The 19,968-nt window shown below is 64.6% G+C and carries 19 protein-coding genes; 14 read left to right on the forward strand and 5 right to left on the reverse strand.

What is annotated here, in order from left to right:
* Nucleotides 1–39 precede the first annotated feature (39 nt).
* The 4 genes from E4631_RS02035 (at nucleotide 40) to E4631_RS02050 (ending at nucleotide 5,363) form a co-directional block, all read left to right on the forward strand.
* Nucleotides 40–1,875 carry a penicillin-binding transpeptidase domain-containing protein gene (locus tag E4631_RS02035; protein WP_133658423.1) on the forward strand — a complete coding sequence of 612 codons (1,836 nt, stop codon included), beginning with the start codon at nucleotides 40–42 and terminating at the stop codon, nucleotides 1,873–1,875.
* 106 nt (nucleotides 1,876–1,981) lie between these two features.
* On the forward strand, nucleotides 1,982–3,277 hold the full coding sequence (gene rodA / locus E4631_RS02040) for a rod shape-determining protein RodA (RefSeq protein ID WP_133658424.1): 1,296 nt from the start codon (nucleotides 1,982–1,984) through the stop codon (nucleotides 3,275–3,277).
* 97 nt (nucleotides 3,278–3,374) lie between these two features.
* Entirely contained in the window at nucleotides 3,375–3,710 is a 336-nt protein-coding gene (locus E4631_RS02045; RefSeq protein ID WP_133658425.1) for a hypothetical protein, read from the forward strand.
* A 33-nt stretch (nucleotides 3,711–3,743) separates the two neighbouring features.
* The gene (locus E4631_RS02050) at nucleotides 3,744–5,363 is read left to right on the forward strand and encodes a hypothetical protein (RefSeq protein ID WP_133658426.1); all 1,620 of its coding nucleotides are present in this window, start codon (nucleotides 3,744–3,746) and stop codon (nucleotides 5,361–5,363) included.
* On the opposite strand, the gene E4631_RS02055 is transcribed toward E4631_RS02050, so the two are convergent.
* Both E4631_RS02055 and E4631_RS02060 read right to left on the reverse strand, forming a co-directional pair.
* Nucleotides 5,264–6,307: a hypothetical protein gene (locus tag E4631_RS02055; protein WP_133658427.1), complete on the reverse strand. Its 1,044-nt coding sequence runs from the start codon at nucleotides 6,305–6,307 to the stop codon at nucleotides 5,264–5,266. The two genes, E4631_RS02050 and E4631_RS02055, sit on opposite strands and share 100 nt — an antisense overlap.
* Nucleotides 6,308–6,489: 182 nt before the next feature.
* Entirely contained in the window at nucleotides 6,490–7,704 is a 1,215-nt protein-coding gene (locus E4631_RS02060) for a hypothetical protein (RefSeq protein ID WP_133658428.1), read from the reverse strand.
* A gap of 49 nt (nucleotides 7,705–7,753) precedes the next feature.
* Here E4631_RS02060 and E4631_RS02065 point away from each other — a divergent pair, with 49 nt between their 5' ends.
* From E4631_RS02065 to E4631_RS02110, 10 genes are all read left to right on the forward strand, one after another.
* Nucleotides 7,754–8,017, forward strand: a complete 264-nt coding sequence (locus tag E4631_RS02065; protein WP_133658429.1) for a 2Fe-2S iron-sulfur cluster-binding protein — start codon at nucleotides 7,754–7,756, stop codon at nucleotides 8,015–8,017.
* A 149-nt stretch (nucleotides 8,018–8,166) separates the two neighbouring features.
* Entirely contained in the window at nucleotides 8,167–8,799 is a 633-nt protein-coding gene (locus tag E4631_RS02070; RefSeq protein ID WP_133658430.1) for a thymidine kinase, read from the forward strand.
* A gap of 62 nt (nucleotides 8,800–8,861) precedes the next feature.
* On the forward strand, nucleotides 8,862–11,243 hold the full coding sequence (locus tag E4631_RS02075) for a two-component regulator propeller domain-containing protein (RefSeq protein WP_166648147.1): 2,382 nt from the start codon (nucleotides 8,862–8,864) through the stop codon (nucleotides 11,241–11,243).
* Nucleotides 11,244–11,395: 152 nt separating this feature from the next.
* Nucleotides 11,396–12,121 carry a DNA repair protein RecO gene (recO, locus tag E4631_RS02080; RefSeq protein WP_133658432.1) on the forward strand — a complete coding sequence of 242 codons (726 nt, stop codon included), beginning with the start codon at nucleotides 11,396–11,398 and terminating at the stop codon, nucleotides 12,119–12,121.
* Between the two features lie 180 nt (nucleotides 12,122–12,301).
* Nucleotides 12,302–12,850, forward strand: a complete 549-nt coding sequence (locus E4631_RS02085; protein WP_133658433.1) for an RNA polymerase sigma factor — start codon at nucleotides 12,302–12,304, stop codon at nucleotides 12,848–12,850.
* Nucleotides 12,847–13,515: a hypothetical protein gene (locus tag E4631_RS02090; RefSeq protein ID WP_133658434.1), complete on the forward strand. Its 669-nt coding sequence runs from the start codon at nucleotides 12,847–12,849 to the stop codon at nucleotides 13,513–13,515. The genes E4631_RS02085 and E4631_RS02090 overlap by 4 nt, the downstream gene beginning before the upstream one ends.
* A complete protein-coding gene (locus tag E4631_RS02095; protein ID WP_133658435.1) occupies nucleotides 13,512–14,447 on the forward strand; it encodes a hypothetical protein in 936 nt (311 codons plus the stop codon). Before E4631_RS02090 ends, E4631_RS02095 begins: the two co-directional genes overlap by 4 nt.
* Nucleotides 14,447–15,214 carry a hypothetical protein gene (locus E4631_RS02100; RefSeq protein WP_133658436.1) on the forward strand — a complete coding sequence of 256 codons (768 nt, stop codon included), beginning with the start codon at nucleotides 14,447–14,449 and terminating at the stop codon, nucleotides 15,212–15,214. The genes E4631_RS02095 and E4631_RS02100 overlap by 1 nt, the downstream gene beginning before the upstream one ends.
* A 50-nt stretch (nucleotides 15,215–15,264) precedes the next feature.
* The gene (locus E4631_RS02105; protein WP_133658437.1) at nucleotides 15,265–16,002 is read left to right on the forward strand and encodes a hypothetical protein; all 738 of its coding nucleotides are present in this window, start codon (nucleotides 15,265–15,267) and stop codon (nucleotides 16,000–16,002) included.
* A 55-nt stretch (nucleotides 16,003–16,057) separates the two neighbouring features.
* Nucleotides 16,058–16,612 (forward strand): hypothetical protein, encoded by a 555-nt coding sequence (locus E4631_RS02110; RefSeq protein ID WP_133658438.1) that lies wholly within the window; start codon nucleotides 16,058–16,060, stop codon nucleotides 16,610–16,612.
* A gap of 4 nt (nucleotides 16,613–16,616) precedes the next feature.
* On the opposite strand, the gene E4631_RS02115 is transcribed toward E4631_RS02110, so the two are convergent.
* The 3 genes from E4631_RS02115 to E4631_RS02125 all read right to left on the reverse strand — a co-directional run bounded on the left by E4631_RS02115 (nucleotide 16,617) and on the right by E4631_RS02125 (nucleotide 19,831).
* Nucleotides 16,617–17,585, reverse strand: coding sequence for an FKBP-type peptidyl-prolyl cis-trans isomerase (locus E4631_RS02115; RefSeq protein ID WP_133658439.1), 969 nt, complete (start codon nucleotides 17,583–17,585; stop codon nucleotides 16,617–16,619).
* A 99-nt stretch (nucleotides 17,586–17,684) separates the two neighbouring features.
* Nucleotides 17,685–18,734 (reverse strand): FKBP-type peptidyl-prolyl cis-trans isomerase, encoded by a 1,050-nt coding sequence (locus E4631_RS02120; RefSeq protein ID WP_133658440.1) that lies wholly within the window; start codon nucleotides 18,732–18,734, stop codon nucleotides 17,685–17,687.
* A 41-nt stretch (nucleotides 18,735–18,775) separates the two neighbouring features.
* Nucleotides 18,776–19,831, reverse strand: coding sequence for a bifunctional oligoribonuclease/PAP phosphatase NrnA (locus E4631_RS02125; protein WP_133658441.1), 1,056 nt, complete (start codon nucleotides 19,829–19,831; stop codon nucleotides 18,776–18,778).
* Nucleotides 19,832–19,968: the final 137 nt, after the last annotated feature.

The following is a 19,968-nucleotide window of genomic DNA, read 5'->3' on the forward strand; positions in this document are numbered from 1 at the left end:
CCGCGCCAACCCCCGTTAAGCCAGTTGTAACTTTGATGTATGCAATACCTGGAAGGCCGGCGCTATGTGGTGCTGGCGATTTTTACGCTGGTGGGGCTGCTGTTCGCGAGTCGGCTGTTTTACCTGCAAGTGCTGGATGACTCTTATAAAACGGCGGCCGACCGCAACACGCTGCAGCGGCAGGTGCAGGTGCCGTACCGGGGCCTTATCTACGACCGCCACGATTCGCTGCTGGTCACCAACACGCCCGTTTATGACCTGATGGTGGTGCCCCGCGAGGTGAAGCACCTCGACTCGGCCAAGTTTTGCCAGCTCATGCAGCTGCCCTTGGAGGACCTGCGTCTGGGCCTGCGCGCCGCCAAAATCTACTCGCGTGTGCGGCCTTCGCCGATTATTCAAAACCTGAGCACGCCTGAGCTGGCGGCCATCAACGACAACCTGATTAATTTTCCGGGCTTCCGGGTGCAGGCGCGCATGGCCCGCGCATACCGCACCCAAAACCTAGCCCACGCGCTGGGCTACGTGGGCTCCATCACGCCTAAGCTGCTCGAAGCGCCCAAATACGCGCACTACGCGCCGGGCGAAAACGTCGGTATTTCGGGTCTGGAATCCTACTACGAACCCACGCTGATGGGCCGGCGCGGCGTGCAGTACCGCCTCGTGAACGTGCGTGGCATCGACAAAGGGCCGTTTCGGGGCGGCGAGTTCGACACGCTGTCGCAGGCCGGGCAAGACCTGCACCTGAGCATCGACGCGGGCCTGCAGGCCTACGGCGAGAAGCTGCTGGGCGGCCGGCGCGGCTCCATTGTGGCTATTGACCCTAAAACGGGCGAAATCCTGTGCTTCGTGTCGGCCCCGCGCTTCGAGCCCCAGATGCTGACCGGCAAGGGCATGGGCAACCGCTACATGGACCTGCTACGCAACCCCGACCGCCCGCTCTTCGACCGTCCCCTGATGGCCACCTACCCCCCCGGTTCGGTCTTTAAGCTGGTGAACGAGCTGGTGGCCCTGCAGCTGGGGGTAGTGACGCCGAGCACCGGCTTTCCCTGCGACCAGCACCTCATTCACTGCACCCACCGCCACGAATACCCGAGCAACGTGGGCATTGCCATCAAGCAAAGCTGCAACCCGTATTTCTACCAGGTAATGCGCGCGGCGGTTCTACGCGGGCAGTCGCCCAACAAGTTTGAGGACGCCCGCCTGGGCCTGGGCCAGTGGCAGAAAATGGTGAAAACCTTCGGGCTGGGCGAACGGCTGGGGGTAGACATGGGCCACGAGAAGCGCGGCCTCATCCCGTCGCCCGAGTTCTACGACAAGCTGCGCGGCTACCACCACTGGAACTACAAAACGGTGTATTCGCTCAGCATCGGGCAGGGCGAAATCGGTATCACGGGTCTGCAAATGGCCAATGTGCTGGCCACCATTGCCAACCGCGGCTACTACTACGCGCCGCACTTTGTGCGCAGCGTGGGCACCACCGGGCCGCTGCCGCAGTTTCGCGAGCGCCACTACACGGCCGTCGATACCACGCTGTTTAAGTACCTCATTCCCGGCATGCAGGCCGTGGTAGATGGCAACGGCGGCACCGGCTCGTTTGCCAGCCTGGCCCAATACGGCATTTCGGTAGCCGGCAAAACCGGCACCGTGCAAAATGCCCACGGCCCCGACCACTCCACTTTCGCCGCCTTCGCCCCCGCCAACGACCCCAAAATCGCCATCGCCGTGTTCATCGAGAACTCGGGCTTCGGGGGCACCGCCGCCGCCCCCTGCGCCGGCCTGATGATGGAAAAGTACCTGCGCGGCAAAGTGGCCCCCAGCCGCAAGCGCTGGGAAGACTGGATTATGTACGGCGACCTGACCAAGCGGCGCCATTAAACGTAGCGCGGCCTCGGCGGGGCCGCGCGTGGTAGCACCCGAATGTTCCCACGCGCGGACTCGCCGAGTCCGCGCTACTGCCCGACCTTTGCGGAAAGTTTACTGAATGTCCCCTGCTACCCCCCGTTCTTCGCGCAGCATCGACTGGCCACTGCTGCTCCTCTACCTGGTACTGGTGGGCCTGGGCTGGGTGGCCGTGTACGCGGCCAGCTACTCGCCCGATGCCCCGGCGCACCCGTTTTCCGCGCTCAGCTTTTCGGAGCTGATGGCCTTCAACTGGTTCAAGCAGCTCATCTGGATGGGCACGGCGGTGGTGCTCATCGTGGTGCTGCTAGTGGTTGATTACAAGGCCTATGACACGCTGGCCTACGTCCTGTATGGCGGTATGATAGTCTTGCTGCTGGTTACGCTGGTCGTGGCGCGGCCCATTGCGGGCTCGCGCTCGTGGCTCGAGTTTGGGCCGGTGCGCCTACAACCGGCCGAGTTTGCCAAGTTTACGACCGCGCTGGCCGCCTCGCGCTTCATGGCCGGCATCAACCTGCGCAACCAGAACTGGCGCGACCAGGCGGTGCTGGCGGGCCTCACGCTGCTGCCGGTAGCCCTCATTCTGGCTTCCAATGAAACCGGGCAGGCGCTGGTGTTCGCGGCCCTGCTGCTGGCGTATTTCCGCGAGGGCATGTCGCCGATTATCCTGCTGCTGCTGGCGGCCGGCGGCGTCATTTTGCTGCTGGCGCTGCTGGTGCCCAAGCTGTGGCTGGTGGGCGGCTTTACGGTGGTGCTGGGGATAGCGTTTTTGCTGAATTCGCGGCTGTGGCGCCACCATTTGCCGCTGAGCCTAGGGGCCTGGGTGTTGGTAATTGGGATGGTGTTCGGGGTCGATTTCTTCTTCAATAAAGTGCTGCAACCCCATCAGCGGCAGCGCATTGAGATGCTCATCGACCCCGGCAAAGACCCGCTGGGCAAGGGCTGGAACGTGACGCAGAGCAAAATCGCCCTCGGCTCGGGTGGCTGGTTTGGCAAGGGCTTCCTCAAGGGCACCCAAACCAAGTTCGACTTCGTGCCCGAGCAGAGCACCGACTTCATCTTCTGCACCGTGGGCGAGGAGTGGGGCTGGGCGGGCTGCTTCGTAGTCATTGGGCTGTACCTCACGCTCTTGTGGCGCATCCTGCTGGTGGCCGAGCGCCAAAAGTCCGTGTTTGGGCGCACCTACGGCTACTGCGCGGCCAGCATCCTGTTCGTCCACTTCACCGTGAACCTGGGCATGACGATGGGCCTGATGCCAGTGGTGGGCATTCCGCTGCCGTTTTTCAGCTACGGCGGCTCGTCACTGTGGTCGTTCACCATCCTGCTCTTCGCCCTGCTGGCCCTCGATGCGCACCGCAAGCAGGACTTGGTGCGGTAGGAGGGGGGTAGGGTCGCGTAGGTCAATAGGAGGTCAGAATAACGTTCCTGGCCTGATTTCATCAGTTCACCACGTTATACCAATGTATATTGTTGGTATGAAAAACATCCTTCTCTTGTGCGCCTGTCTGCTGGCATTGGCCACGCCGCTGCGCGCCGTGGCCGGGCCACCCGCTGACATTGTGGTAGTGCGGATTCTGGAATTTAATGGCAATACAACCGCCATTATTACGCGAGGCGAGGGCAAGAGTGAGAAGGTAGAGTTTGCTAGTGGGTATTCGGATAAAAAGCAGATTCAAGGTGGTGAGGAATATTATAAGTTTCTGCAACGCCTTTACCAGGAGGGCTATACGTTGCAAAGTAGCTTCAGCCCCGGTACTGGAGGTACTGTCACGTTACTCTTCGTAAAATCTCCTTCGGGAACAGATAAATAGGAAAGCCGCGCCCGCGCCTAGCTTGCGCCCCCTATGCCGCGCCGCACTATTCCCTACCCCCCTCGCCTTGGCCAAACCTGGCCTAGCCTGGCCGTGGCGGGTCTGCTCACGGCCCTATGCCTGGCGCTGCCCACCGCCAACGCTACCGGCGACGCTTGGTACTACGCCGCGTGCGCCCGCTGGGGCCAGGAGCTGTGGCAGCCGCACCACCTGCTCTATAATAGTATTGGCGCGCTGTGGCTGCTGCTGCTGGGCGCCAGCGGCCCCGCGCCGGCGGGCCTGGCCGCGCTAGCGTGGCTCCAAAGCCTGAACGCGCTGGTCGCTGGCGGCTGCCTGCTGGCCCTGGCGCCGCTGCTGCGCCGGGCGGGGGCGCCCCGCGCCGCCGTGCCGGCGTGGCTGCTGCTGGTGGGCAGCTGCTTCGGCATGCTGCGCTTTGCCACCGAAAACGAGACGTACATCCAGCCGCTGCTGCTGGCGCTGCTGGCCAGCCTGGCCTGGGCGCGGGCTATTCAGACCAAGGAAAAAGCCTGGCGCTGGCTGCTGCTGGCGGGGCTGCTGGCGGCCTTGGCGTGCTTGGTGCATCAGCTTATGGTGTGGTGGTGGCTGGGGCTGCTGCTGGGGCTGCGGCCCTGGCGTGGCCGCGCCGCGCGGGCCGCGGCGGCCTGTTATGCTGCGCCCGCGCTGTTGGTGCCGCTGGCGTATGCCTTGGCTGCACCGGGGGGGGTAGGGAACGTGGTGCGCTTTGCCTTGCACGACTACCTCACGGGCAATGCGCGAGTGGAAATAGGAGGCAAAAGCCTGCTGCTCACCGCTATCAGCCTGGTGCGAACTGCCGTGCAAGTGCATGGCAACTTGCTGCCGCTGCTGCATCGGTGGCCGCTCTTGCTGGGCGGCGTAGCGCTGGGCAGCGTGGCGCTGGGGGTATATAGCGTGCTTGGCTGCCGCCCGGCGCGGCCCTTACCCCCCTTGGCAGTGGTGAATTCGGCCCGCACTGTGCGGCGCACGCACTTGCTCATCGGGGCGCTGCACCTGGGCTTCGCGGCGCAGGCGGCCGGCAATGCCGAGTTTATGGTGATGCTGCCCGTGCTGGCGGCGGTGGCGCTGGCCGGCGGCTGGCTAGTGACCTGGCCGCCGCGGCGGGTAGCCGCCGCGGGCGTGGCGCTACTGAGCTGGAACCTGGCTTTCGGGCTACTGCCGGCGCACCTGCTCGACTATACCGGCACCGGGCCGGCATTGCGGGCGCGGGTGCTGAGCCAGCCCGGCGCCTGGTTTTTGCTGCGCGACCCTAATCTGCTGCGCAACCAGCTTCAGTACTACACCGGCCGGCCCACTGCCGCGCCGCGCATCTTGGGCTTGGTGCGGCCCGATACTGCCGCCCTGGGCCCCTGGCTCATAGCCCGCCTGGCAGCCGGCGATACGGTGTATACCGATGCGCTGGGCGGCTACCGGCCCTTCGACCGCGCCCAGCTCATGCAGGGCGACGCGGCAGCCCAGCTGCTGGCCGGGTTTGCGGGCGAGCGGGTCGATTCATTCCCCACGTTTTTTGGCCCGAGCTACCTCACGCGGCTGCTGCCGGCGGGGGTAGGGAATAGCCGCACCAGCCAGCCCAGGCTCAGGGCCAGCACCGCCGTGAAGGCCGGAGCCAGCAGGTAGCCCATGCGGGCCAAATCGCCCGAGAGCAGCATGTGTACCGCTACCACCAGTAGCAATGTAGCCTCGGGCCAGCCCAGCACCGGGGCCAGTGCCCGCCGCCCCGCCGGCCGCGCCAGGGCCGCCAGCACCGGCAGCCAAAACAAGCCGAAAATGCTGAACAGCTCGAATATTCCCTTCGCCGAAAACCCCCGCCGCAACGAATAGGCAATATTTTCGACGTGCGAAAACGCATTGTGCACGCTCGCTAAAGCTGGGGCACCGGCCGCTTTATCCACCCACAGGTGCACTGCCGCCAGGGCCGCTACGCCCAGCGCCAGCGCCGCCGCCTGCCCGCGCCAGCCCAGCGCCCGCCGCCCAAACCACCCCAGCCAAGGCAGCAAGAACACGAACGATTCTTTGGCCAGTGGCCCCACCAGCAGCGCCACCACCACTGCCCAGCTTGCGCCGGGGCCACGCCGCACGGCATAGTAGCTCAGCCCGAACACCAGCAGATACAGGCTGTCGGTGAGGGGTAGACCCGCCGTGTAGCCCGCCCAGCGGCTACTGAGCACCGCCAGCAGCGCCACGCTTGCCACCGCCTCGCCGGCGCCCGCCAGCCGCGCACCTTGGTAGAAGCAGGCGCCTGCTGCGCTCAGCAGCAGGCAGTTGATTAAATAGAAAGCCAGCCGGAGCGGCCATTCGCCGGCCGGCCGGGCCGGGCCGTTGGGGGTGCTGAGCTTGGCTAGGGGCCGGGCCAGCGCGCCGGCCGCCAGGGGCACCAGCAGGCGGTAGCGCCGCGTCACGTTCACGCTATCGAAGCGGCCGCTGGCCAGGCGCAGGTAGCTGCGCGTATCGAGCGAGTGCGAGAAGTCGTAGTGCCGGTACATGGGGAAGGCCGCGTTGAGCAGCACGCCCAACGCCAGGACCCACGGTAGCAGCCAGCTTCGGCAAGTAGCAAGGGTCATGTCAGAAGCTAAGTAGTTAGGCAAAAGAAAATACTAAAAGAACGTCATGCTGAGCTTGCCGAAGCATCTCGCTCACGCTGTTGGATTACTAACCCAATGGCGCGAGCGAGATGCTTCGGCAAGCTCAGCATGACGTTCTTAAAAAACTGATTAATCCCTTAAAGAGTATGCCTACCCCAACGCTAGCTGCCGGCAAATTTGCGCTCCAGCAGCTTGAGCAGCTTGCCTACGTGCTCTTCCTTGCGGCTCCAGTCGTAGCGCGGGGCCAGCTCCTGCTGCACGTAGGCCATGGCCGCGCTGGCATCGGGCAGCGTGTCGAGGTGCTGAATGGCGGCGTGGTATTCCATATTCTCCCCGTTAAACAGCTCATTGATAAAGCTAAAGCGCTGGTTGATGGAAATGGCCTCGCGCAGGCTGCCCACTTTGGGCGCTCCGCGCTCGGCCAGCGACGTGGCCGTGCCCTGAATCGCCTCGCGCAGCGTGCTGGCCAGGTGCGGCGCGGCCGGCTGGGTGGCTTTCAGCTTCTCATACAGCGGGGCTTCGGCCGGTGGCGGGGGGGTAGGGGCCGCGGCGGGTGCGGCCACCGGCGGCAGCGGCCGGGCGGGCGCCGGGGCAGGCTCGGCGGCTGCTGATGCTGCTGGCTTGGGCGGGGCAGCCGGTGCCGGTTCTGGCGCTGGCGCGGCTACCGGCGCGGCGGGAGCCGCCGCTTTAGCTGGGGCTGGCGGGCTGGCCGGTGCGGCCGGGCCATCGTCCCAGAGGTCGGCTTCGGTGAGGGGTAGCAGGGTGCTGAACTCGCTCACGAGCGGCGACAGGGCGGGCAGCTCCTTGGCGTGCGCGGCCTGGTAGAGGTCGAAGCTTTGGCGCAAAAAGTCGCGGCTCAGTGGGGCGTTGCCGGTGGGCAGGCTATTCACAAAGCCCTCAAAAAACGGCTTGGCCTGGTCGAAGTAGCGCAGGTGGTCGCGCAGGGCGGCCAGCGGCACGTTATCGTCGGCATCGGCCGGGCCGGCGGGGGGTAGCAGCAAGCGCTCGAAGGCGGCCATCGGGGCGGTGGCCAGCACCAGCGTATCGGCCACGGCCTGCGCCAGTAGCGGCTCCAGGGCCGCCCGGTCGAGGCGAATGTGGCGCGAGAGCACGTTCATAAACTGCTCCAGCGCGGCGCGCACCGGCGCGGCTTCGAAGTCGAAGAACGGGCTGCGCAACTGGCTGGCCTCCTGCTGCCAGCGGCCCAGCAGCTGCCGAAGCACCAGCAGGTTGACCTGCCGCACGGGCGTGAGCTTGAGCAGCGCCGGGCCGTCGAGGGTGGCTTCGGGCTGGGGGCCAAAAAACTGCTGGCTGAGCCGGGTGGCCAGCCGGCGGCCGTATTGCTCGCACTTGGCGAGGCTATATTTGTCGGGCATAGCGTGGGCCGGCCGGTGGGCCGGTTTCGTGCGCCAAGTTAGCCACAAAATGCCCCTACTGACCATTGCGGGCCTGCCCGGCCCCCCGCTCGACGTGCCCGCCGGCCGCACCGTGCTGGCCGCCATCCACGCGGCCGGCCACGACTGGTGGCACGCCTGTGGGGCCAAGGGCCGCTGCACCACCTGCCGGGTGCGGGTGCTGGCCGGCGCCGAATTCCTTACCCCCCTCACCGCGCCCGAGCTGCGCTACCAGGCCGCCGGCCGCCTCCAGGAGGCCGAGCGGCTGGCCTGCCAGTGTGGAGTTAAAAGTTAAAAGTTATGAGTCGTGAGTTGGGAAGACGCGGGGTGGGTAGCCTGCTATCGGCAGGCGGTGCCGTACTTTGTAAGAGTCATCTTCGCCTGCCGAGTAGTTATGCCGTTCTCCGTAACTCATAACTTCTAACTCTTAACTCCTAACTCCCCTTGTTCACCGAGCCCCGCCGCCTGTCCGATTTTCCGCGTCACCGGGGCTGGCTGGAAGTCATTTGCGGCTCCATGTTTTCGGGTAAAACCGAGGAGCTGATTCGCCGCCTCACCCGCGCCCGCATTGCGCGGCAGCGGGTTGAGATTTTCAAGCCCGCCCTCGACACCCGCTACCACGCCCAGGATGTGGTGAGCCACAACCAAACCAGCATCCGCTCGACGCCCGTGCAAACGCCGGCCGAAATTCTGCTGCTGGCCGGCGGCAGCACCGACGTGGTGGGCATCGATGAGGCCCAGTTCTTCGATGAGAGCCTGGTGGAGGTGTGTAAGCAGCTGGCTGATAGCGGTATTCGCGTTATCGTGGCGGGGCTCGATATGGACTACCGCGGCCGCCCGTTTGGGCCGATACCTGCCTTGCTAGCCACCGCCGAGTTTGTGACCAAGGTGCACGCCGTGTGCGTGTGCTGCGGCGAGCTGGCCGCGTATTCCTACCGCATCGCGGCCAGCGAAAAGCAGGTGCTGCTGGGCGAAACCGACAGCTACGAGGCCCGCTGCCGCCCCTGCTTCCTGGCCGGGCCCGCCGCCAAGAGCTGGCACGACGAGCAGGTAGCTACCAACCGCGCCCAGCAATGAGGAGGGCGTGTTTGCCGTTGAGCCTCGCACGCTACTCTTTGTTCACTGCTAACCAACGTTCTATGCCCCGTTTTTTCGCCCGGTTCTTTCTGTTAGGAATGCTGCTGGCCGTGCGGGCCTGGGGCCAGGGCGCGGCCTACGGCGACTGGCAGCTGCACCTGCCCGCCTGGCGCCCGCTGGGCCTGGCCGAGGCGGGTAACCGGCTCTACGTACGGGCCGAATCGTCCTTCTACTTCTACGATAAGAGTCTCAACACCACGCAGCTATTGTCGCGCCGCGACGGCCTCAGCGATGTGGGCGTGGCGGCGCTGGCCTACGACTCGGCCTCGGCGCAGCTGGTGGTTGTGTATAACAACGGCAACATCGACCTGCTGGGTGCCAACGGTGGGGTGCGCAATGTCACCGACTTGCTGCGCAAGGAAAGCCAAATCGCCAAAAAGATTTACCAGGTGCAGGTATATAACGGGCTGGCCTACATTGGTACTACCCTGGGCGTGGTGGTGCTTGACCTGGCCAAGCGCGAAGTGCGCGATACGTACAGCGCCGTTGGGCCGGGCGGCCAAACGATTACGTCCTACGCCACGGTGGTGCTGCACGATACCGTTTATGCCTCCACGTCGGCGGGTATTCTGCGCGGCCGCATCAGCACGGCCGTAAACCTGCTCGACTACCGCAGCTGGACGGCCGACGGCCCTACCCCCACCAGCAGCCCCGCGCGGGTGTATGAGCAGCTGGTAGCTTACCGGGGGCACGCCGTCACGGCCAGTACCTACCGGGGTGTCGACTACCTGGCGGGGGTAGGGGCGGCCCGCCGCTGGCGCAGCGTGCCCAACGGCTACGGTAATTATGCCCGGCGGCTGCGCGTGAGCGCCGGCCAGCTGCTGGTAGCCTTCGATGGCAGCGCCCTGCGGCGCTTCGACGCGCCTACCGGCTACCTGGCCGACGTGCTGCCCGCCGCCGCTGTGGGTACCATCGCAGCCGATGCCGTGCGCGAAACCGATGGCACGTACTACGTGGCCAGCTACGATAAGGGCCTGCTGCGCTTTGCCCCCGGCACTACCACGGCCCCCGAGGTTATTCTGCCCAATGCCCCCGCAACGGCCCTCTCCTATGGCTTGCTGGCCAACGCGGTCACCAATACGGTCGACGTGTTCAGCGGTGGCTACTCGGCCGATAACGGGGTGCAGTTTAATTTGCGCCAGGGGTTCTACGAATACAAAGACCGGCAGTGGACCACCTACACGGCCACCAGTTATCCTTCGCCCACCGGCTATCCCAGCCTGCTCGACCTCTCGCACGGCACCCGCACGCCCGATGGCACGCTCTACATGGCCAGCTACGGCAACGGCTTGCTTGAATGGAAGGGGGTAGGGCAGTTTCGGCAATTCACGTATAACACTCCCGGCTCGCCTCTCCGCAGCAGCCTGCCCACAACGGACCCTAACTACCCCAGCTTCGTGCGCGTGACCGACGTGGCCGCCGACCCTACCAGCGGCCAGGTGTGGGTAATAAATCGCCACCAATTGGCCGGGGTGCCGGGCTTGTTCCGCTTCCGGCCCGCCAACGCCACCTGGCTGGTGGTGCCAGCTTACACCGGCTTCGAAAACCTCGACCGCATCACGGTCGATAATTTCGGCAACCCCTGGGCCACGCGGTCGCGGGCGCAGGGCATCAGCGGGGTAGTGGCCTACGACACGGCTAGCCAGAAGCCATTCTATTTCAGTACGAATGAAGGCCTGCCCAGCAATTCGCTCAACGCCGTGGTGCGCGACCGTGTGGGCGATATCTGGGTGGGTACCGGGGCGGGCGTGGCCGTGTTCAACGACCCCAGCCAGCTAGTGAGCGCGGCCAGCCAGGGCACTGCCCTCGCCAACGGCTTCAAGCTGCCCGTGGCCCAGAGCGGCAGCGGCTTGTTTCCCACGCTCTACAACGAAACCGTGCGCTGCATTGCCATCGACGGGGCCAACCGTAAGTGGTTTGGCACGCCCAATGGCCTGTGGCTCTTCAACGCCACGGCCACCGAAGCACTGCTGCACTTCACCACCGCCAACAGCCCGCTCCCCAGCAACAGCATCGTGGACCTGGCCGTGAACGACAAAACCGGCGAAGTCTTCGTGGCCACCGATGCCGGCCTGGTCAGCTACCAGGGCTCGGCCAGCGTCACCGACGGCGCCCCAAGCTGCGCCCAGGTGTCGCCCAACCCCGTGCGGCCCGATTTTGCGGGCACCGTGGGCATCAGCGGCGTGGCCAACAATGCCCAAGTGCGCATCACCGACATCGCCGGCCACCTCGTGTACAGCACCCACGCCGCGGGCGGCACCGTGACCTGGAACTTGGCCGACACCGCCGGCCGCCGCGTGCGCTCCGGCGTATACCTGGTGCTCACCTCTGATGCCGACGGCAAAAACACCTGCGTGAGCAAAGTGGCCGTGCTGTCAAACTAGAGGTTTTTTCAAACCAGAATGGCATGCTGAGCTTGCCGAAGCATCTCGCTCGAATCGTTGCGTTACTAATTCAACGATTTGAGCGAGATGCTTCGGCAAGCTCAATATGACGTTCTGGTTGCTGTTAGCCATACATTCCCTACCCCACCTCTATGCTCATCAAAACCCGCGGTATCGTCTTCAGCTACCTCAAATACCGCGAAAGCAGCATCATCGCCCGCGTTTACACCGAGCAGCGTGGCGTGCAGAGCTACCTCGTGAACGGCGTGCGCCGGGCCAAGCCACCCGGGCGCATTGCCCTGTTTCAGCCGCTCACGTTGCTCGAATTAGTGGCCTACGTGCCGCGCCAGGGGGGTAGCCTTACTCGGCTGGCCGAGTTTCGCTGCGCCGAGCCGTTCCGGTCCCTGCCCTACGAGATGCGCAAAAGCAGCGTGGCCCTTTTCCTGAGCGAAGTGCTGAGCAAATCGGTGCGCGAGGAAGAAGAAAACGTGTCGCTGTTTCGCTTCTTGCACGACTCTATCCTGGCCTTCGACCAGCAAGACGTGGGCGTGGAAAACTTCGCCCTGCTATTCCTGCTGCATCTGGCTAGCTACCTCGGCTTTGGGGCCGAAACCGGCGCCGAAATCACCGACCAGGTGGCCATGGCCGGGGCCGCGCCCACCGGCAGCGGCTTCAGCAGTGGCCCGGCCACGCTGCGCCTGCGCGAGTTTGAGCATTATTTCGATGAGCTGCTGCGCACCTCCGCCAGCAATTCCATCCCCAACGGTCAGGTGCGCCGCGAGCTGCTGGCCGTGCTCATTCGCTACTACCAGCTGCACATCGAAGGCCTGGGCGAAATAAAATCGCTCGAAATCCTAAGCGACGTGCTGGGAGGCTGAGCAGCGGCCTGCTCTTGTATGGAAGCAGGACGTCCCTTTTGTTTTTTAAGCATTTTATTGTAAATATAAATTTCTGATTTTGAGTAAGTTACTGGTAATTGAGTAAAAATTAGATAAATTATTTTTTACTCACCCAACCTTTGGCCGGGGCTGCGTCACTTTAAGCCAAATTAGCTGGCCGTGACCCTTTCTACCCCGTCTTTTCCCGCGTGTGATGAGCAGCTGCTGCTGGCCGGCTGCCTGGCGCACGACCGCGCGGCCCAGCAGCAGCTGTACCTGCGCTACAAGACGGCTATGTTTTCGTGCGCCCTGCGCATCCTCAACGACCGCGCCCTGGCCCAAGATGCGCTGCAAGATGCCTTCGTGGCCGTGTTTCAGCAGCTGGCCACCTTTGAGCAGCGCTCCACGCTCGGCGCCTGGATTCGCCGCATTGTGGTGCAGATGGCCCTGCAAACCCTACGCCGCGAGCAGCGCATGGAAGTATATGACCAAGAGCGCCATCGCGAGCCGCTGGTGCCCTGGCACGACGGCCTCACCGGCGAGGCCCTGGCCCAGGCCATTGCCGAGCTGCCGGCCGGCTACCGCGCCGTGTTTTGCCTGGTAGAGGTGGAAGGCTACCTGCACCGCGAAGTGGCGGAGCTGCTGGGTATTTCGGAGGGCACCAGCAAGTCGCAGCTGCACCAGGCCAAGCGGCTGCTGCAAGTCAAACTAGCGTTTCTGTACCGATGAGCTTCCCTACCCCCCCACCCGAAGCCGGCTACCCGCACCTGCAGCGGGCCGTGCGCGAGCTGCCAGCCCAGGAGCCTGCCGCGGCTACCTGGGCCGCCATCGCCGACCAGCTGGCCGGTGAATTGGCCGTGGCGCAGGCCCTACCGCAGCTGCCCACTCACGAGCCCGACGCGGCTACGTGGGAGCGCGTGGCGGCGCGGCTCGACCACCTGGCGGCCCCCGCGCCCGTAGTGCGGCCCCTGTGGCGCCGCCCGTGGCCGGTGCGCCTGGGCCTGGCGGCCACGGTGCTGTTGCTGCTGGCAGTGGGGGTAGGGCAGAGGTGGTTAGGGGGCAGGGCTACCGCACCGCCCCTGGCCGTGGCGCCGCCCGTGCCGGCCGCCGCGCCGGTACTGGCTGCCCTACCCCCCCCCGCCGCCCCCGACCCGCTGGAGATGGAAGGCGAGGCCTTTATTGACGCGCACTGCACCTCGCTGCCCACGGTGTGCCAGTCGGGCGAGTTTCAGCAGCTGCGGGCGCAGCTGACGGTGTTGCAGCAGCAGGAGCAGCAGCTGCGCGCCCAAACCCAGCAGCGCGGGGCCACGCCCCAACTGGTGCGCCGGCAGGTGCAGGTAACTATTCGCAAAGCCTCGGTAACGCGGGAGTTGATTCAACTACTTATCTCATGAGCCGCGCCCTTCTTTTGCTGACGGCGGCCGGCCGGGCGCTGCTCGTGGGGCTGCTGGCCTTGCCGAGCCTGGCGGCCCTGGCCCAGGCGCCGGCCCCGCGCAAGGTACAGGTAGTTTCGCGCACCATCGAGCGCACGCTGGTGTGTCCGGCCGGCACGGCGGTGCGCATCCGGGCCGACAAAGCCACCGTGCGGGTGCAGGGCTGGGACCAGCCCACCGTGCGCGTGGTGCTGCGCCTCAGCGCCCGCCACCCCGAGCGCGCCGTGGCCGAAAAAGACCTTGCGGCGGCGCAGTACCGCATTACGCAGCAGGCCAGCGCCATCGATTTGGTCAACTACGTGGCGCTGCCCGCCGGCGTTCCCGCGCCCGCCAGCGACCTGCGCGCCGACTATACCGTGCTGATGCCCGCCGCCAACGCCTTGCAGGTGGCCAATACCTACGGCCAGACTGCCCTCACGGGCCTCACGGGTCGGCAGCAGCTCACCCAAGAGTTTGGCCAGGTAACGCTCTCGCAGCTGCGCGGCAGCCTCGACGCCACCGTGCAGTACGCCGACCTCACGGGCACCGACCTGCAAATGACCTTTTCGTGCCAGGCCGAAAAGTCGTCCCTGTCGTTGCGCACCGTGGGCGGCAGCTATGCCATTCGCAACCGCTACGGCAGCATTCGGCTGGAGCCTACCGAGGAGCTGACCAGCGTAGTGATAGATGCCGAGCGCACGGAGATAACCGTGCTCCCACCCGCGCTAGCGCAGTTTAACTACCAGCTTGTAGCTACCCACGGCACGCTCAACGTGCCCGGTATTGACCTCGGGACCGCTAAAACTGTCTGGAAATCAAGCGCGCCGGGCCGCCGGCCCTTGCTTCGCCTCACCACCACCTACGCGCCCATCACGCTGCAAGAGTCAGCGGGCGCCTTTCTCCTGCACCGCTAATGGCCCTGTTTTTTCGCTTGCCGCTGGGGTGGTTGCCCGTGTTGCTGGCCGGCTGGCTGGGAGGGGTAGGGGGTTGCTCGCCCGCCGCCGCCCAAACCCGCCCCGACTCCACCACCATCCACTACGAGGAGGAAGTGCTGCCGCCCGCCGAGGCCCCGGCTGCCCCGCGCGTGCAGGTGCAGGCCCGGCACCTGTGGAAGCTGGGCCTGAATAACCTGTTTTTCCTGCCCGACGGCGGGCCCCGCGAGTTCACGGCTGTACCCCGCGCCGTGCGCTACGGCCGCTACGGGCTGCACCTCGGCTACGAGCGCAAGTTGCGGGCGACCTGGACTTTGCTGACCGAAATCAGCCCCTACCTGCTGGACTACGCGCCGGCTGGCTCGGCATCGGCCGGGGGGGTAGCCCTGTGCGCCCGGGCGCAGGTGGCGGGCCGCTATTACTACAACCTGGCGCGGCGCCTGCGCCTGGGCCGGCGGGCCGGCGACTTTTCGGGTAATTATTTTTCCGTGGCGGTGGGCGCGGGCTTGGGCCAGCAGGCGCACGAAACGGCATGCTTCTTCTACCCGGATAGCGGGCCCTTCGCCCGGGCCGACGTGGCGCTACTCTACGGCTTGCAGCGCCGGCTGGGCCGTATTGGCTTCGTCGATTTCAACGTCGGTATTCCCTTCGCTCTCAGCCCAGGAGCTGCTACCACTATCTTCTACCCCAATTTTTCGGGTCCTACCCTGGCCGTGAACCTGCGGGTAGGGCTCTGCCTGGGGCGCTGAGCTGGGGTGCATTAGCTGCTAATCGTTTTCTACCCACCTTTTTTCTGCTTATGTCTTTCTTCCGTCGTTGCCTGCCGGTTTTTGTCGCCACCGGGTTGCTGCTGCCCGCCGCCCAGGCCCAGCGGGTAGAGGTAGTGGGCCTAGCGGCCAGCTTCAACATCAGCCAAAGCTGGCTGCGCGAGCCGGGCCTGCAGCTGGGCGCCTACCAGCTGGGTGGCAACGCGGGCGCGCGCTTCGATGATACGGGCAACCGCTTCAGCGCCTACTCTCGCATTCGGCTGGGTGAAGGCGCCTTCTTCGTGCAGCCCGAGCTGGCCTACACCAGCGTGCTCAGCAGCCGCTACGACCTGAGCTACCCCGGCGACCCCGGCCCGCCGAGCGCGCCCGATTACCAGCCACCCACCAGTGGCCCTTTTGGGTACCGCATCCGGCGGGCCGATGTGGCGGTGCTGGCTGGCTGGCACCTCAACCCAAGATTCTACGTGGTGGCGGGTCCCGTGCTGGCCCGGCAGCTGCGCCAGCAAATCACCGCCAGCCAAATAGCGAGTAACGCAGTATTCAGCAGCCTCTACGAGGCCGTGGAGCGCCAGCAGCTGTTGGCCCAGGTGGGGGTAGGGCTGCAGGTGTGGCGCCTCGACCTGGGCCTGCGCTACGAGCAAAGCCTGACGCCCTACTCCCGCCAGATAACCTACGCCGGCCAGACTCAGGGCTTTCACCAGCGCACCAACCAACTTATCTTCAGCGCCGGGGTGCTGCTCTACGACCGTAGCCGCCGGTGGCGGAAGTAGGGGTAGGGCGCGGTTTTTTGATAATGCCAGTACTTCTTATTTCCCTTGTTTTCAGATGAAATACGTCTTCTTTTCGCTACTTGCCACCGGCCTGCTGGGTAACTTGGCTGGCTGCCAGAAAGCCCCCGTGGTGCCGAGTGAACCGCTAGTATGCACCTTCCAGCTGCTAAACGAGCAAGGCCAGGAATCCACAATATTCGCCGCCGGCCAGAACGTGGTGTTTCGCTACGAGCTGCGCAACACTACCAACCAGGATATGTACCTGCAGCCGAACATCTTTGAGCCAACTGCTTTCCTGGAGGTGTTCAGCGACGCCAGCAGCCCGGCGCAGTCTGTGGGCACGCCCTACAGCGGGGGGCTGTGCACGAGCTACCGCGCTTTCTACGTGCTGCCTGCCCACGGAGCCCTCACCCTGACCACGGCCTGGGCGGCCGCTCCGCAATATCCTGACAGCGAACCTTTTTGCCAGCACGCGGCGAATGGCTATTTGCCCAAGGGCCAATACCACACGGCCGTGGTGCCGCAGCTAAGCTGGCACTACGGCAGCGAGCCCGACAATAAAGTCGCGCTCGCCGCCCAGGATTACGTGCGCCGCTTCGAGGTGCGGTAGCGCGCTACTTCACGTTCACCAGTTCCACGTCGAAGCGCAGCACGGCATTAGGCGGAATGTCGCCGCCCGCGCCGCGCTCGCCGTAGGCCAGCGGTGAGGGGATGAGCAGCATGGCCTTGCTGCCCTTGGGTAGGGCCGCGATGCCCTGGTCCCAGCCCTTAATCACCTGGCCCGCGCCCAGCAGAAAGTCAAACGGGGTGCCGCCGTGCTTGGCCGACGAGTCAAACTCCTGGCCGGTGGCCAGCACCGTGCCGCGGTACTTCACGCTCACCGTCTGGCCCTTTTTGGGGGGTAGGCCCTTGCCAAGGGTCGTTACCACGTACCAGGTGCCGCCAGGCGTTTTCTTGGCTTTGGCCGTCAGCTTATTCTTTTTGAGATAAGCCTGAATGGCGGCGTCATCCTTCACTAACTGCTTGGCGGCGCGGGCTTTGGCCAGGCGCTCCTGTTCGGCCAGCAGGGCCTGCTGCTTGGCCTGCATCTGCTCGGGGGTGAGCAGCTGCTTGGCCACCACCGTCACGCGCAAGGCATTGCCCGTCCGCTGGATAAATGGCGGTACCGGCTGCCGCAACGACTTGGCAAACACGGTATCGGCGTTGAAGCGGAAGATGGCGCTGTCGCCGGGTAGCACCAGGCTCACGGCCTCCTCTATGCTGCCTTTGGGGAGGGTAGGGCCCAGCGGAATGGGCACCGGCTCGGGCCTCATCTGGCGCGTGTCCATCAGCACCGAGTCGCGGTCGGTGCGGTACTGAATGTACACCAGCAGCACCTGGCCCACACGGCTGGCGTAGGGCACATCGCCGGCTGGGGCCAGGGTCCGGGGCGCGTAATGCCCCGCCGCATCGCGCCGAAACAGCTTATACTCCGTGCCGCTGGGGCTGCGCTCGAAGCCGGGGGGGGTAGGGGCCTGCGCCCACAGGCAAGTGGGGCTAGCCAAGGCCACCAGCAGCAGAAAAAGATTCAGAAAGTATTTCACAGGGAAGTGGGGACTTTGTAAATGGTGCTTGCAAAAAACAAAGCCGCCACGCCAAAGCGGCGTGGCGGCATAAGTAGTAACTTGATGCAATCGGGTCGGCTATTGGCCAGCTGGAGGGGCCATGGAAGTGGGGCCAGCGGCCGGTGCATCCTGCACGTTCGTCAGCTCCACGTCGAAGCGCAGGGGCGAGTTGGCCGGGATGGCGGGCGGCGAGCCCTGCTTGCCATAGGCCAGCGACGAGGGGATGAGGATGGTTGCTTTGCTGCCCTTGCTGAGCTGCTGCAGGGCATCGTCCCAGCCCGGAATTACCTGGCCACGGCCCAAAGCAAACGTGAAGGCTGGCTGGCCAGGGTGCTTGGCCGACGAGTCGAATTCCTTGCCGTCGAGCAGCGTACCGCGGTACTGCACGGTCACCATCTGGCCGGGCTTGGCGTTGGCGCCGGTGCCGGGCTGCGTGGTGATAACGTACACGCCGCTTGGGGTTTTCTTGGCGTTGGTCAGGTTATTCTTCTTCAGGTAATCCTGGAGCACTACCTCGTCGGCCTTGTCCTGGGTGGCGGCGTAGGTGCGCATCTGCTTCTGCTGCTCGGCCATCATCTTCTGTTGGTCGGCCATGGCCTCGGCCATCGCGGCTTCGCGGGGCTGCAGAGCTACCGCTTTCACAGTCAGGATGATGTAGTTGCCTTTCTTCTTGAGATAAGCTGGCGCCAACTGGTGGGCATTGCGCTTATACAGCGTGTCGGCGTTGAAGCGGAACACGCCGCTGTCGCCGGGCTGCAGCAACGAGAATGCCTCGGGCTCGGCGCCCAGCTGCTTGGCCGTCAGTGCTTCCAGCGGAATGCGTACCGGCACGCCAAACTGCCGCTCACGCGACTTCATCATCACCGAGTCGCCCGAAGTGAGGTACTCGATGTGGGCCGACATCACCTTGCCTACCCGGTCCTTGTAGCCGGGGTCTTCGCCGCCCGCCACGTCGCGCGACTCGTACTTGCCGCCCTCGTTTTTGAAAATCTTGTACTCCATGCCCGACTTAGTCTTGGCAAAGTCGCCGCCACCTTTACTGCACGACGATAAGAAGGAAGCTACGCTGAGCACGCTGGCCGCCAGGGCCAGCTGCCGGGCCGCGCGGGGCCGGAAGGAAAACTGCATGAAAACAGAAAGTTGGAATAAAGACGAATTCGGCCTCAAAGTTAGGCCACGGGCGGCGCAACCGCTACAGGGGTGGTAGGCGTGCTCACCAGCTGCGCCTGGTACTGCGGCAGCACGCTCAGAAAGCGCGCCACGGTCTTGTCGAGCGATTCGTTGCTAACCCCGCCCGACGCGTTGTGGTGCCCGCCTCCCTCAAAATGATTGCGCGAAAAATCGGCCACCGAAAAATCGCCCACCGAGCGGAAGGAAATCTTCACCGCCGAGCCCCGGTCGATGAAAACGGCCGCCAATACAATGCCCTCAATGCTGAGTGCGTAGTTGACAAGGCCTTCAGTATCACCGGTTTTGCTCTCGTACTCGCGCAGCTCTTCCTTCGTGACGGCAATGTATGCGGTGTTGAATTCGCGGTTTACCACGAGCTTATCCTTCAGGATGTAGCCCAGGAAGCGCAACCGGATTTCGGAGTGCGAGTCGTAGATGCGGCGGTGCACCGAGGCCAGGTCGATGTTGGCGCTCAGCAGCTCGGCAATAATGAGGTGCACGTTGCGCGAGGTGCTGGGGTGCCGAAACGAGCCCGTATCGGTCATAATGCCCGCGTAAAGCGCCTCGCCCATGCCCTGGTCAATAAGGTCCTGGTCGCCCAGGGCCCGGATAATCTCGAAAATCAGCTCGGCCGTAGCCGCCGCCTTGGGGTCCGAAAAGCTGACGTCGGCAAAGTTTTCGGGCCGCTGGTGGTGGTCGATGAGCACTTTAGTGCCTGGCGCCTGCCGCACGTACTCGCCCAGCTCGTTGATGCGGCCCAGGCAGTTGAAGTCGAGGCAAAAAAGCAGCTCGGCCCGGTTCACCAGGTCGCGCACCTGCCGGTCGTTCTGGCGCGGGTCATAAATAACTACCTCGTCGTTGCCCTGCATCCAGTTGAGGAAGGCGGGGTAGTCGGAGGGCGTTACGACGGTCACGGAATGCCCTTTTTTCTTCAGGTACGTGGCCCAGGCCAGCGACGAGCCCAGCGCGTCGGCGTCGGGCTTGTGGTGCGTGGTGATAAAAATCTGCCGGGGCTGGGCCAGCAGATTCTGCAACTCGGATACGGAAGGAAACATCGACAACGTGAATGACCTGCGAATGCACTCGAAAAAACGCCCGGTGATTAACCCAGCGCAAATTGGCCGACAAAGGTCGGCATGAATTGGCATTCAACAATCAAACCACCCGCGTTGGTTCGGGGAGAGGGGGTAGG

It is taken from the genome of Hymenobacter sp. UV11, from assembly GCF_004684095.1.
In the GTDB taxonomy this organism is placed as follows: Bacteria; Bacteroidota; Bacteroidia; order Cytophagales; family Hymenobacteraceae; genus Hymenobacter.

Bases quoted from the DNA above. Each gene is read 5' to 3' on its own strand.
- E4631_RS02100 (WP_133658436.1), top strand. From the start codon at position 14,447: ATGGCCCTGTTTTTTCGCTTGCCGCTGGGGTGGTTGCCCGTGTTGCTG.
- E4631_RS02105 (WP_133658437.1), top strand. From the start codon at position 15,265: ATGTCTTTCTTCCGTCGTTGCCTGCCGGTTTTTGTCGCCACCGGGTTG.
- E4631_RS02120 (WP_133658440.1), bottom strand. From the start codon at position 18,734: ATGCAGTTTTCCTTCCGGCCCCGCGCGGCCCGGCAGCTGGCCCTGGCG.
- rodA (WP_133658424.1), top strand. From the start codon at position 1,982: ATGTCCCCTGCTACCCCCCGTTCTTCGCGCAGCATCGACTGGCCACTG.
- E4631_RS02060 (WP_133658428.1), bottom strand. From the start codon at position 7,704: ATGCCCGACAAATATAGCCTCGCCAAGTGCGAGCAATACGGCCGCCGG.
- E4631_RS02055 (WP_133658427.1), bottom strand. From the start codon at position 6,307: ATGACCCTTGCTACTTGCCGAAGCTGGCTGCTACCGTGGGTCCTGGCG.
- E4631_RS02050 (WP_133658426.1), top strand. From the start codon at position 3,744: ATGCCGCGCCGCACTATTCCCTACCCCCCTCGCCTTGGCCAAACCTGG.
- E4631_RS02065 (WP_133658429.1), top strand. From the start codon at position 7,754: ATGCCCCTACTGACCATTGCGGGCCTGCCCGGCCCCCCGCTCGACGTG.
- E4631_RS02075 (WP_166648147.1), top strand. From the start codon at position 8,862: ATGCCCCGTTTTTTCGCCCGGTTCTTTCTGTTAGGAATGCTGCTGGCC.
- E4631_RS02125 (WP_133658441.1), bottom strand. From the start codon at position 19,831: ATGTTTCCTTCCGTATCCGAGTTGCAGAATCTGCTGGCCCAGCCCCGG.
- E4631_RS02110 (WP_133658438.1), top strand. From the start codon at position 16,058: ATGAAATACGTCTTCTTTTCGCTACTTGCCACCGGCCTGCTGGGTAAC.
- recO (WP_133658432.1), top strand. From the start codon at position 11,396: ATGCTCATCAAAACCCGCGGTATCGTCTTCAGCTACCTCAAATACCGC.
- E4631_RS02045 (WP_133658425.1), top strand. From the start codon at position 3,375: ATGAAAAACATCCTTCTCTTGTGCGCCTGTCTGCTGGCATTGGCCACG.
- E4631_RS02090 (WP_133658434.1), top strand. From the start codon at position 12,847: ATGAGCTTCCCTACCCCCCCACCCGAAGCCGGCTACCCGCACCTGCAG.
- E4631_RS02035 (WP_133658423.1), top strand. From the start codon at position 40: ATGCAATACCTGGAAGGCCGGCGCTATGTGGTGCTGGCGATTTTTACG.
- E4631_RS02095 (WP_133658435.1), top strand. From the start codon at position 13,512: ATGAGCCGCGCCCTTCTTTTGCTGACGGCGGCCGGCCGGGCGCTGCTC.